This is a genomic window from Candidatus Rokuibacteriota bacterium, assembly GCA_030647435.1.
Lineage (GTDB): Bacteria > Methylomirabilota > Methylomirabilia > Rokubacteriales > CSP1-6 > AR37.
This window is the reverse complement of sequence record JAUSJX010000012.1, coordinates 201,074-213,600: the sequence shown is the minus strand read 5'-3', so window position 1 is coordinate 213,600 and position 12,527 is coordinate 201,074. Positions and strand designations below refer to the sequence as shown.

Here is a 12,527-nt window from a genome sequence, read left to right as displayed (position 1 = left end):
GTGCGCATCGCCTACTTCGACTGTCCGAGCGGCGCCGCGGGAGACATGATCATGGGCGCCCTCGTCGATGCGGGGGTACCCTTCGAGGCGCTCCAGGGCGAGCTCGCCAAGCTCCGGCTGCCGGGTTTCACGCTCGAGCGGCGCGAGGTAATGAAGGGCGCCTTCCGCGCCACGAAGGTGGACGTCCACGTTCACGATCACTCTCACACGCGCCCGGATGCCGGGCACTCGCACGCGCATCCGCACGACGAGCACCACCACCCGGATAGAAACCTCGGCGCGATCCTCGAGCTCATCGCGGCGAGCGGGCTCGACGCGCCAGTGAAAGACCGGGCGGGGCGGATCTTCACGAGGCTCGCGCACGCCGAGGCTCGCGTTCACGGGACGACCGTGGACCAAGTCCACTTCCACGACGTGGGGGCGGTGGACGCCATCGTAGACGTGGTGGGCGCGTGCGTCGGCCTCCATCTCCTCGGCGTGGACGCCGTTCACTGCTCGGCGCTGCCGGTGGGCGGAGGCTTCGTCACGGGGGCGCATGGGCGCATGGCCATCCCGGGTCCCGGCACGGCCGAGCTCCTCAAGGGTTTCCCCGTGGTGGACACGGGAGTGAGGCGCGAGCTCGTGACGCCGACGGGCGCGGCCATCCTTACGACGCTGTCGGTGTCGGCCGGGGCGATGCCGGCCATGACGGTGGAGGCGGTGGGCTACGGCGCCGGGACCATGGACCTGGAGACCCCGAACCTCGTCCGCGTATTCCTGGGCCAGGCGACAGGGCCCGCCGGGCGCGAAACCATCGTGCAGGTCGAGACGACAGTGGATGACATGCAGCCGCAGCTCTGGGAGGCCGTAATGGAACGGCTCTTCGAGTCGGGCGCCCTCGATGTCTACCTGACGCCGGTCACGATGAAAAAGAGCCGGCCCGGCATAGTCTTGACGGCCCTCTGCGCCCCCGACCGCGTGACCGAGCTCTCGCGCGTTCTCTTCGAGGAGTCGCCGACCATCGGCGTGCGCTGGACGGCCTACCAGCGAGAGCGGCTCGACCGCGAGACCGTTACCCTCGCGACCGCCTACGGCCCCGTGCCCTTCAAGGTGTCGCGGCTCGCCGGGCGGGTGGTGACCGCGACGCCCGAGTTCGCCGAGGTCCGCCGCATCGCGAAGGAGAAGGGACTGCCGGTCCGCGAGGTCCTTGACCAGGCGCGGGCCGACGGTCGGCGGCTGCTCCAGCCATGATCTGCCCAGCCTGCCGCCACGACAACCCCGAGCGCGCCAAGTTCTGCCTCGAGTGCGGCCAGCGTTTGGCGGCTGCATGTCCGCAGTGCGGGACCGAGCTGCCGCCGGCGGCGAAGTTTTGCCTCGAGTGCGGCCATCAGCTCGGTGCGGCCGAGGCCGCGCCGGCGTCCTCACCGACCGTGCCACCTCCGGGAGCGGATTTCCAGGCCCGTCTTGCTTCGTACACGCCCAAGCACCTGGCCGAGAAGATCCTGACGAGCCGCTCGGCCCTCGAGGGCGAGCGGCGGCAGGTGACCGTGCTCTTTACCGACGTCGCCGGCTTCACGCCGCTGGCCGAGAAGCTCGACCCCGAGGACGTGCATCGCATCATGGATCGGTGTTTCGAGGTGATCACGGCAGAGGTCCACCGCTTCGAGGGCACCATCAACCAGTACACGGGCGACGGGGTGATGGCGTTGTTCGGCGCCCCGATCGCCCACGAGGATGGGCCGCGGCGGGCTGTCCACGCCGCGCTTGGGATCCAGCGGGCGCTCAGAGACTACGGGGAGGAGCTGAAGGCCCAGGGCGGCCCGGAACTCCAGATGCGGATCGGAATCAACACCGGGCTCGTGGTGGTGGGCCGGATCGGCGACGACCTGCGCATGGACTACACCGCGGTCGGCGACACGACGAACCTGGCGGCGCGGATGCAGCAAGTCGCGCGGCCAGGGAGCGTGGTCGTCACCGAGGCGACCCACCGGGTGATCTCGTCGTTCTTCGAGACCCTCGACCTCAGCGAGGTGAGCGTCAAGGGCCACGCTCCGGTCCGGGCCTGGGAAGTGCTGCGGCCCAGGCTGCGGCGGTCGCGCTTCGAGGCATCCGTGGAGCGCGGACTCACGCCGCTGGTGGGTCGGGTTCACGAGGTCGCCACCTTGCTCGAGCGCTTCACCGAGGTCAAGGCCGGGCGGGGGCAGGTGGTCTTTATCTCGGGCGACGCCGGTATCGGCAAGTCACGGCTGCTGCTCGAGTTCCGCCGGCGGATGGCCGAGGCGGGCGAGGCCGTCACGTGGCTGGAGGGCCAGTGCATCTCCTTCGGCCAGTCCATCCCGTTTCTGCCGCTCCTCGACCAGCTTCGGGAGAATTTCAGCATCGAGGAGTTCGACGGCGAGCCCGAGATCATCGCCAAGGTCGAGCACGGCATGCGGCGCATGGGGCAGCTCGAGGCGTATATCCCGTACGTGCGGTACCTGCTGTCCGTGGACCCGGGCGATCCGGCTGTCGCCGCGATGGACGCGCCCGCCAGGCGGAAGGGGGTGCTGGAGGCCATGCGCGCGTTGGCGCTGCGGGGAGCGTCCATTCGGCCTATCGTATTCGTGTTCGAGGACCTCCACTGGATCGACGCCAGCACGGAGGAGTATCTCAACTCGCTCATGGGCTCGGTGGCCGGCGCGCCGATCATGGTCCTCATGACCTACCGGGTCGGGTACAACCCGCCCTTCGGGAGCCGCAGCTTCTACACGACCCTCGCCCTGCACACGCTCTCGGAGGCCGAGGCCCTGGACATGGCTGGCCTCGTGCTGGGCACGGACCAGTTCCCGGTGGAGCTCAAGGCCGCCCTCCTGGACAAGGCCGAGGGCGTGCCGCTCTTCGTCGAGGAGGTGGCGAAGACGCTCCTCGATCTCGGCGTCCTGAGGCGCGAGAACGGCGGCCTCCGGATGGTCAAGGGGGTGGGCGAGGTGAGCGTGCCCGAGACCATCCACGACATCATTATGGCTCGCCTCGACCGGCTTGGGGACGACGGCAAGCGCACCGTCCAGCTCGCGTCGGTGATCGGTCGCCAGTTCCTCAAGCGGCTACTGGAGCGCATCGCCGGGCTGACCGGAAAGCTCGAGGGGCTCCTCCAGGAGCTGAAGGCGCTCGAGATCATCTACGAGCAGGGGCTGCTGCCCGAGCCTGCCTACATCTTCAAGCACGCCGTGATCCAGGACGTGGCCTACAGCAGCCTCCTGAAAGAGCGCCGGAGGGAGCTGCACCGGGCTGTCGGCGGCGCCATCGAGGAGCTGTACCCCGACCGGCTGGCCGACCACTATCAGGAGCTGGCCCACCACTTCGTCAGCGGCGAGGACTGGCCGAAGGCCTTCGAGTTCCTGGTCCGATCGGGCGATCGGGCGAAGGATGCCTTCGCCAACCAGTCGGCTCTCGACGCTTATGCGAAAGCCCTCGATATCTCCGGACGCGTCTCGCCGCCGCTGGCGCCGAAGCGGATCATGGAAATCTACCAGCGGCGTGGACAGATCTGGCGGTTGATGAGCCGACCCGCGGAGGCCATCGCGGAGTTCAACAGGATGCTCGCGATGGCCCGGGAGGCGGGCGACCGCTTTGCTGAAGCCCAGGCCCTCGTGGACCTTTCCCTCGCTCACTATCTGACCTTCTCTGCCGAGCACGTGCCGCAGACCAAGGCCTTCGCCGAAGAAGCGTTCCGCATCGGTCGCGAGATCGGCGACGAGGAGGCGGTGGCCAAGAGCCTGTGCTACCTCGGGCTCCTCTATCAGATGGAAGGCGATCTCGTGAAGGGGGATGAGAAGCTCGAGGAGTCGCTCCGCATCAGCGAGGCCCGCGGCTTCAAAGATGCCATCGCGCAGAACCTCACCTGGCTCGGAGCCCACGCCCACTGGCGCGCCGAGTTCCACAAGGCGATCCCGCTCTGCCGCCGGGGGGAGGAGACGGCCCGCGAGAACCACGACGGCCTCTCCGAGCTGATCGCGCTGGCCTTCCGCTGTCTCGCCCTGGTCGGGCTGGGCGAGCACGCCCAGGGGCTGGCCGTTATCAACCAGGGGCTGAGCCTGGCGCGGGACCGCGAGACAGCCTGGGTGACGGGGCGCCTGACGAACTCGTTGGGATGGCTCTACCAGGAACTGGGCGACTTCCGTCGCGCGACCGAGCTCAACCGCGAAAGCCAGGAGATGGGGCACCGGATCAAGAACCAGAACGTGGAGGTGAGCGCCCTCATCAACACCGGATACGACCACCTCCACCTTGACGAAACCGGCAAGGCGCTGGCGGTGCCCGAGGACAGCCTCGTCCGCGTGGAGAAGTCCGGCTTCGGCGCCCACCGGTGGCGCTGGGCCATGCACCTGGCGACGTACTTGGCCGAGACCTTGCTGGCCCTCGGTGAGCCCGAGAAGGCGCTGCTGCAGGTGGAGAAGGCGCTGGTCCAGGCGCGCGCGACGAGCTCGCTCAAGTACGTGGGCAAGGCCCATTTGCTGCGGGGCCGGATCGCTTCTGTGGCACACGACTGGACACGGGCCGAGGTCGACCTCCGCGAGGCGCTAGGGATCGCGCGGCGCATCGAGTACCCGAACCTCATCTGGCAGTCGGCCCACAGCTTGGCCCTAGCCCTGGCGGCCCGGGCCGCCGGCGATCGCGTGGCGAGGGGCAAGGGGGACGATGCCACGGCAGTGGCCGCGCTGGCTGCCGACACGATCCATGCGATCGCCGAGCGGGCGCCCGAGGCCGCCCTGCGGGAGACCTTCCTCGCCTGGCGGCCCGTCCAGATCGCCCTCGAAAACTTGGAACGGCTGAGAAGGATCTAAGTTGCAGACCGTCCTTGACATGGCGGCCCGGCGGGACTACGGTGTTGCTCGCTTTCGCCGGCCTCGATCCCTCGAATGAGAGGCGGCGTTCATCGATCAGCATCCAGTCCTCTGAGGAGGTACGCGCGGTGAAAAAGTCCGTGAGCATCACCATCAACGGCGTCAAGCACACCCACGAGGTCGAGCCGCGGCTGCTCCTCGTCCACTTCATCCGCGAACTGGCCGGTCTGACGGGCACCCACGTGGGGTGCGACACCAGCCAGTGCGGAGCGTGCACCATCCATTTGAACGGCCAGGCGGTCAAGTCCTGCACCATGCTGGCCGTCCAGGCGGACGGCGCCCAGATCGCGACCATCGAGGGCATGGCCAAGGACGGCAAGCTGCATCCGATCCAGGATGCCTTCTGGGAGAAGCACGGCCTGCAGTGCGGCTTCTGTACGCCCGGCATGATCATGTCGGCGGCGCAGCTCCTCCAGCGCTACCCCAAGCCGACGGAGGAGCAGATCCGCCACCAGCTCGATGGCAACCTCTGCCGCTGCACGGGCTACCACAATATCGTCAAGGCCATCCAGTACGCCGCCGAGCAGATGGCGGGGAAGTAGGGAGGCTCGACCATGGCGACGGCAAGACTGCTGGGCGCGAGCATCAAGCGGCGCGAGGACCCGCGCTTCATCACCGGAAAGGGCAACTACACGGACGATCTCAAGCTGCCCGGGATGACCTATGCGGCCTTCGTCCGGAGCCCTCACGCGCACGCGAAGATCCGGAAGATCGACACGGCGAAGGCCCTCGCGTACCCCGGCGTGGTGGCGGTGTTCACGGGCACGGATATGACCGGCGTCAACTCGCTGCCGTGCGGGTGGGATCTTCGCAAGGACAAGAACGTCCCCGGCGTCGTGCAGGACCTGGCCATGGTTCCCCACATGCCCTTGACCTCCGACGTGGCCCGCCACGTGGGGGACCCCGTTGCGGTGGTCATCGCCGACAGCCAGGACGCGGCTCTCGACGCCGCCGAGCTCGTGGCGGTCGACTGGGAGGCGAAGCCCTCGGTGACGGCAACCGCCGGGGCCGCACAGGCTGGAGCCGCGCAGATTCACGCTGGCGCGCCGGGGAACGTCGCCTTCAAGTGGGAGCTCGGAGGCGGCGACCTCGATGCCGCGTTCAAGAGCGCCGACGTCGTCGTCAAGAAGCGCATCGTCAACCAGCGGCTCGTCGCCAACGCGATGGAGCCGCGGGCCTGCGTCGCGCGCTTTGAGGAGTCGACCGGCGACCTGACGCTCTGGGTGACGTCGCAGAACCCGCACGTGCACCGCCTCCTGATGTGCGCCTTTGTCCTCGGCATTCCCGAGCACAAGGTGCGGGTCATCTCTCCCGACGTGGGGGGCGGCTTCGGCTCCAAGATCTTCCTCTACAACGAAGAGGTCGTCTGCTCGTGGGCGTCGCGCCAGCTCAAGCGGCCCGTCAGGTGGACCTCGACGCGCCGAGAGGCGTACGTGACGGACGCCCACGGGCGAGACCACGTCACCGATGCCGCGATGGCGATGTCCAAGGACGGCAAGATCCTGGGCCTCCACGTCAAGACGACTGCGAACCTGGGAGCGTACCTCTCCACCTTCGGGCCCGCCGTTCCGACCTTCCTCTACGGCACGCTCCTGAACGGCGTCTACACCATCGGCGCCATCCGCTGCGAGGTCACCGGCGTGTTCACCAATACCACCGCGGTGGACGCGTACCGGGGTGCGGGCCGGCCCGAGGCCTGTTACGTGCTCGAGCGGATGGTCGACGCCGCAGCGGCCGCCCTCAAGATGGACCCCGCCGACGTCCGGCGGAAGAACTTCATTCCGAAGTTCTCGGGGGCGTATCAGACCCTGGTGGCGGTGTCCTACGATAGCGGCGACTACCCGAAGGCGTTCGACCGCCTCCTCCAGATGTTCGACTACAAGAAGTTCCGGGCCGAGCAGGCGGAGGCACGGAAGAAGGGCCGCTACCTCGGCGTCGGCTTCTCGACCTACATCGAGGCCTGCTCCATCGCGCCCTCGAAGCTCGTGGGCGCCCTCGGCGCCGGGGCCGGGCTGTACGAGTCCGGCAAGGTGCGCGTGCACCCGACGGGAGGGGTGACGGTCTACACGGGCTCACACTCGCACGGCCAGGGGCACGAGACCACCTTCGCCCAACTCGTGGCCGACGGGCTCCAGATCCCGATCGACCAGGTCGAGGTCGTCCACGGCGACACCGGGGCGATCCCGTTCGGCATGGGCACCTACGGCAGCCGCTCCGCCTCGGTGGGGGGCACGGCGCTCCACATGTCGGTCAACAAGATCCTGGAGAAGGGCAAGAAGATCGCGGCGCACCTCCTCGAGGCCTCGGCCAGCGACATCGAGTACGTCGGTGGGCAGTTCCAGGTGCGCGGTGCCCCCGGCAAGGCAGTGCCCTGGGGCGCGGTGGCCCTCACCGCCTACGTGCCGCACAAGTACCCCGAGGGCCTCGAGCCCGGGCTCGAGGAGACGAGCTTCTACGATCCCTCGAACTTCTGCTTCCCGTTCGGGGCCCACGCCTGCGTCGTCGAGGTCGATGGCGATACCGGCCACGTGAAGATCGTGCGGTACGTGGCCGTGGACGACGTCGGGAACGTGATCAATCCGATGATCGTCGACGGGATGGTCCACGGCGGCATCGCCCAGGGCGTGGCGCAAGCCCTCTGGGAGGGGGCGGTCTACGACGAGGAGTCCGGCCAGCTCGTTACCGGCAGCCTCATGGACTACGCGGTGCCGAAGGCCGACATGCTGCCGATGTACGAGACCGCGCGCACCGAGACGCCAACGCCGGTCAACCCGCTCGGCATCAAGGGGGCGGGAGAGACGGGGACCATCGCCTCCACCCCGGCTGTCGTCAACGCGGTCGTGGACGCGCTGTCGGGCTTCGGCGTTGACCACATCGAAGTCATGCCGCTCACGCCTGAGCGGGTCTGGAAGACCATCCAGGCCGCCAAATCGAAGAAGTAAGGGAGACGCCCATGTATCCAGCCCAGTTCGAGTACCACACGGCCGGCACGGTCAAGGAGGCTGTCGATCTCCTGGCCAAGTACAAGGACGAGGCCAAGCTTCTCGCCGGCGGCCATAGCCTTCTCCCGGCGATGAAGCTGCGCCTGGCCCAGCCGAAGCACCTTATCGACATCGGCAAGGTGTCGGGGCTCGCCGGAGTCAAGGAGGAGGGCGGCACCCTCGTCATCGGCGCCATGACCACCCACTACGCGATCGAGTCCTCGGCCGTCCTCAAGAGCAAGTGCCCGCTCCTGCCGGAGGTCGCGGGTCACATCGGCGACCCCATGGTGCGCAACATGGGCACTCTCGGAGGGAGTCTCGCCCACGCGGACCCGGCCGCTGACTGGCCGGCTGCTGTCATCGCTCTCGGGGCCGAGCTCGTGGCCGAGGGGCCCAAGGGCAAGCGGACCATCAAGGTCGATGACTTCTTCAAGGCGCTTCTGACTACTGCGCTCGCAGAGAATGAGATTCTAACGGAAATCCGTGTCCCGGCATGTGGGGCGAACGTCAAGTGCGCCTACGCCAAGTTCCCGCATCCGGCCTCACGCTTCGCCGTCGTTGGCGTCGCGGCGGTCCTGACCCTGGACGGAGGCAAGATCAGTAAGGCCAGCATCGGCATCACGGGTGCCGGCACCAAGGCGACACGTGCCAAGGGCGTCGAAGCCGCCATAGCCGGCAAGCCCGCCGATGCGGCCTCGATCCAGGCGGCGGCTTCGAGCGCGGCGGAGGGCGTGGACGTCCAGGCCGATCTCCAAGGCTCCGTCGAGTATAAGCAGCACTTGCTCAGGGTCTTCGCCAAGCGTGCCATGGAGGCGGCGGCCGCCAAGAAGTGATCCGGGTCGAGTCCATCGCGCCCCGCGGATTCACGTCCGCGGGGCGAGTGTTTTTGGGGCGGCGGTGACGGCTGCGATCATTCTTGCGGCCGGGCTGTCCCGCCGGATGGGGCGCCCCAAGCTGTTGCTGGAGGTCGAGGGCAGGCCCATCATCCGGCATGCCGTCGAGCGCGTGATCTCGGCGGGCATCCGCCACGTGCTTGTCGTCGCCCCGCCGGAACACGAGGCGCTGGCGCGGGCGCTCGACGGGTTGGAGGTGCGCTTCGTGGTCAATCCGACCCCCGAGGCGGGGCAGGGCTCCTCCGTGAGCGCCGGCGTGCGCGCGCTGGCTGCGGGGACCACTGCCGTTCTCATCGCCCTGGGCGACCAGCCGGGCGTCCCCGCAGAGGTCATACCGGCTCTGCTCGAAGCGTTGAAGAGGCCCGGCAAGTGCATTGCCGCGCCCCGGTATGCCGACGGCCTGGGCAACCCCGTCCTGTTCGCCGCCTCGGTCTTCCCCGAGCTGCTGGAACTCGCGGGGGACCGTGGAGCGCGCGCCGTCGTCCTACGGGACCCGTCACGGCTGGCCCAGGTCGACATCGGCTCCCCTATGCCCAGGGACATCGACACGCCGGAGGACTACGAGAGCCTGAGCCCCCCCGACGATCCGCGGTAGACTGAGTGGCCACGGTAAACTGAAGGGCCGCGGTAAACTGAGAGGCCTATGAGAGCCGAGATCAAGAAGATCCACGAGATGATGGAGTCCGCCGACTACGTCACGGACCCGGCCATCGCCACGTCCGTCCACCTGGCGATGACCCTCAAGAAGCCGCTCCTCATCGAGGGGCACGCCGGGGTGGGCAAGACCGAGGTCGCCAAGGTCATGGCGAGGATGCTCGGGACCAGCCTGATCCGCCTCCAGTGCTACGAGGGGCTCGACGCCGCCCAGGCGCTGTACGAATGGAACTATCCCAAGCAGCTCCTGCACATCAAGCTCGAGGAGAGCACGGCGCACACGATGTCGGAGAAGGAGGCGGCCATCTTCTCGCCGCCCTTTCTGATCAGGCGGCCGCTGCTGCAGGCCATCAGCGCGACGGGAGCACCTCCGGTACTACTGATAGACGAGATCGACCGGGCCGACGAGGAATTCGAGGCCTTTCTCCTTGAGGTGCTCTCCGATTTCCAGGTGACGATCCCGGAAATCGGCACGATCAAGGCGACCCAACCGCCCTACGTTATCCTCACTTCGAACCGCGTCCGCGAGCTGTCGGACGCGCTGCGCCGCCGCTGCCTCTACCTCTGGATCGACTTCCCCGGCTTCGACAAGGAAGTGAGAATCGTCACGCGCAAAGTCCCCGGCGTCAACGAGCGCCTGGCGAGGGAGATCTCGCGCTTCATGGAGACGGTCCGGACCATCCGGCTGGCCAAGGCGCCGGGCGTCGCCGAGACGCTCGACTGGGCCCAGGCGCTCTCGTCGTTGCACGCCGACCACCTCGACGAGGAGCTCGTGACGGAAACGCTCGGCTGCGTCGTCAAGGATGCGGACGACATCAAGCGTCTCAAGCGGGAGCTCGCCACAGGCGGTATCGGGCGCTTCGTCGCCGCCCAGAGCTGAATCAATGGGGGCGCCCCGGGACCTCACGCGCGCCACGCTGGCCTTCGGCGCCATGCTGCGCGCTTCCGGGCTGCCGGTGACCACGTCAGCGGTCATGGACGCCGTCCGCGCTCTCGCGGCCGTGGACCTGATGGACCGCGCCGAGGTTTACCTGGCGCTTCGAACGGTCCTCATGAGCCGCGTGGAGGAACAGCCCGCCTTCGACCGCTGCTTCGAGGCCTTCTGGAGGTTTCACGCGGAAGATGGGCAGGGACTCGACGGCTTGATCGCCGCCGTCCAACCTTTCCGGCAAGAGGAGGAGCTGGATTCCGGCGCTATCGAGACTGCGCGGGAGAAGCAGGCGCAGGTGGCCCTCGACGACTGGGACCAGGGCGAGGCCGCTGACGACGAGCCGGTCGAGGTGCCCGGCCTTTCCGACCGCGAGGCGCTCATGGATCAGGACTTCTCGACCTTCCCCGCCGAGCAGCTCGACGAGGTCGCCCGGCTGACCGTGCAGATCGCGAGGCGGCTCGCGCGCCGGGTGAGCCGGCGGCGCAAGCCCACGCGGCGGGGGGGCGTGATCGACCTGCGGCGCAGCATGAGGGCCAACCTCATGAAGGGCGAGATCATCGAGCTGCGGCGCCGCGCCCGGCGACGCCGCAAGGTGCGCCTCGTGCTGCTCTGCGACGTGTCGGGCTCCATGGATCTCTACAGCCGCTTCCTGCTCCAGTTCCTCTACGCGCTGCAGAACGTCTTCGGGCGAGTGGAGACCTTCACCTTCGCGACGCGTCTGACCCGCGTCTCCGACCTCCTGCGCGGCCCGTCCTACAAGGGAGCGCTCCGGCGCCTGACGGAAGTGCGAGACTTTTCCGGGGGCACGCGCATCGGTGAATCCATCCGAGAGTTCAACCAGACGTGGGGCCGCCTCGTGGACCGGCGGACTATCGTGCTGCTGCTCTCCGACGGCTGGGACACCGGCGAGCCCGACGTCCTGGTGCAGGAGATGTTGACGCTCAAGCGTCGCGCCGCCCGGGTCATCTGGCTCAACCCGCTGCTCGGCAATCCATCCTACGAGCCGCTGACGCGCGGCATGGCCGCCGCGCTCCCGCTCGTGGACCATTTCGCCGCCGCGCACAATCTCGCGAGCCTCAGAGAGCTCGCCTCTCATCTGAGGGTGCGATGAGCGAACTGTTTGACCATCTCGACAGGCTGAAGAGCGCCGAAGGCAAGGTGGCGCTGGCGACCCTGGTCAACACGCGGGGGACGACACCGCGCAAGGAAGGCGCCAAGATGCTCGTGGGCGAAGGCGGCCGCGTGCTCGGCTCGGTCACCATCGGCGGCTGCGTTGACGCACAAGTCATCGAGGAATCCGCCTCGGTGATCGCGGCGCACGCGCCGAGGCTCCTCGAGCTCAATCTGGGCGACGAGGAAGCGTGGGAGATCGGGCTCACCTGCGGTGGGACCATCGAGGTTTTCGTGGAGCCGGTGGACCTCCAACAGCCGGGCGGCGAGACGCTCAGGCTCTACGAGCGGCTCCGGAAGCACGGCGAAGCCGGCGGCCGGTCCGCCTTGCTGACCAGGCTCGACGGCCCCGACAACGGCGCGAAGCTCCTCCTTCTCGACACCGGGGAGCGCGAGGGCAGCGTCGGCTCCGCGGACCTCAACGACCGCGCAGCTGCGGAAGCCCAGGGGCCGATCCGATCGGGCAAATCTTCGACGCTGACGGTCGATGGGACGCGCATCTTCGCGGAGGTCTTCGCGCCGCCGTCCATCATGCTGATCGTGGGAGCCGGTCACGTGTCCATGCCGCTCTGCTCGCTCGCGCGCATTCTCGGCTTCAAGACCATCGTCGTGGACGGGCGGCCGCGCTTCGCCACGCGCGAGCGCTTCCCCGACGTGGATGAGCTCAAGGTCGGCATCCCGTCCGAGCTGATCCGGGCCGTCCCGCTGGTGCCGTCGACGGCGCTGGTCCTCGTCGCGCACGACTACAAGTACGATCTGCCGGTGCTCCGTCACGCGCTCGGGACGCCCGTGGGCTATATCGGGCTCCTGGGATCGAGCCGGCGGGGCAAGGCAATACTCGACCTCTTGCGAGAAGATGGCCTCAGTGAGGACGCACTCGGCAGGGTGCGGGTGCCGATCGGCCTCGATCTCGGGGCGCAGACGGCGCCGGAGATCGCGCTGGCTGTGCTGGCCGAGGTGCTGGCCGTCCAGCGCGGCGCCACCTGCCTGCCGATCAGCGAGAAGGTTCGCCGGGGACTTAAATGACGGCCGGGGG

The 12,527-nt window shown here is 68.3% G+C and carries 9 protein-coding genes; all 9 read left to right on the top strand.

The window, feature by feature from the left end; translation table 11 throughout:
- The 9 genes from larC to Q7W02_02925 all read left to right on the top strand — a co-directional run bounded on the left by larC (window position 1) and on the right by Q7W02_02925 (window position 12,517).
- Complete coding sequence (larC, locus tag Q7W02_02965) at window positions 1–1,230, top strand: nickel pincer cofactor biosynthesis protein LarC (protein MDO8475151.1); 1,230 nt, start codon at window positions 1–3, stop codon at window positions 1,228–1,230.
- Complete coding sequence (locus tag Q7W02_02960; GenBank protein ID MDO8475150.1) at window positions 1,227–4,802, top strand: adenylate/guanylate cyclase domain-containing protein; 3,576 nt, start codon at window positions 1,227–1,229, stop codon at window positions 4,800–4,802. Before larC ends, Q7W02_02960 begins: the two co-directional genes overlap by 4 nt.
- Before the next feature lie 128 nt (window positions 4,803–4,930).
- Window positions 4,931–5,404, top strand: a complete 474-nt coding sequence (locus Q7W02_02955) for a (2Fe-2S)-binding protein (protein MDO8475149.1) — start codon at window positions 4,931–4,933, stop codon at window positions 5,402–5,404.
- A 12-nt stretch (window positions 5,405–5,416) separates the two neighbouring features.
- On the top strand, window positions 5,417–7,804 hold the full coding sequence (locus tag Q7W02_02950) for a xanthine dehydrogenase family protein molybdopterin-binding subunit (GenBank protein MDO8475148.1): 2,388 nt from the start codon (window positions 5,417–5,419) through the stop codon (window positions 7,802–7,804).
- 11 nt (window positions 7,805–7,815) lie between these two features.
- Window positions 7,816–8,676: a xanthine dehydrogenase family protein subunit M gene (locus Q7W02_02945; GenBank protein MDO8475147.1), complete on the top strand. Its 861-nt coding sequence runs from the start codon at window positions 7,816–7,818 to the stop codon at window positions 8,674–8,676.
- Window positions 8,677–8,740: 64 nt separating this feature from the next.
- Window positions 8,741–9,331, top strand: a complete 591-nt coding sequence (locus Q7W02_02940; GenBank protein MDO8475146.1) for a nucleotidyltransferase family protein — start codon at window positions 8,741–8,743, stop codon at window positions 9,329–9,331.
- 48 nt (window positions 9,332–9,379) lie between these two features.
- Complete coding sequence (locus tag Q7W02_02935; protein ID MDO8475145.1) at window positions 9,380–10,270, top strand: MoxR family ATPase; 891 nt, start codon at window positions 9,380–9,382, stop codon at window positions 10,268–10,270.
- A gap of 4 nt (window positions 10,271–10,274) precedes the next feature.
- Window positions 10,275–11,432 (top strand): VWA domain-containing protein, encoded by a 1,158-nt coding sequence (locus Q7W02_02930; GenBank protein MDO8475144.1) that lies wholly within the window; start codon window positions 10,275–10,277, stop codon window positions 11,430–11,432.
- On the top strand, window positions 11,429–12,517 hold the full coding sequence (locus tag Q7W02_02925; GenBank protein MDO8475143.1) for an XdhC family protein: 1,089 nt from the start codon (window positions 11,429–11,431) through the stop codon (window positions 12,515–12,517). Before Q7W02_02930 ends, Q7W02_02925 begins: the two co-directional genes overlap by 4 nt.
- The last annotated feature ends 10 nt before the right edge of the window (window positions 12,518–12,527 follow it).

What these genes read in the sequence shown, in the direction of transcription:
- Q7W02_02960 (MDO8475150.1), top strand. Translation starts at nt 1,227, where the DNA reads ATGATCTGCCCAGCCTGCCGCCACGACAACCCCGAGCGCGCCAAGTTC.
- Q7W02_02950 (MDO8475148.1), top strand. Translation starts at nt 5,417, where the DNA reads ATGGCGACGGCAAGACTGCTGGGCGCGAGCATCAAGCGGCGCGAGGAC.
- Q7W02_02945 (MDO8475147.1), top strand. Translation starts at nt 7,816, where the DNA reads ATGTATCCAGCCCAGTTCGAGTACCACACGGCCGGCACGGTCAAGGAG.
- Q7W02_02935 (MDO8475145.1), top strand. Translation starts at nt 9,380, where the DNA reads ATGAGAGCCGAGATCAAGAAGATCCACGAGATGATGGAGTCCGCCGAC.
- Q7W02_02930 (MDO8475144.1), top strand. Translation starts at nt 10,275, where the DNA reads ATGGGGGCGCCCCGGGACCTCACGCGCGCCACGCTGGCCTTCGGCGCC.
- Q7W02_02925 (MDO8475143.1), top strand. Translation starts at nt 11,429, where the DNA reads ATGAGCGAACTGTTTGACCATCTCGACAGGCTGAAGAGCGCCGAAGGC.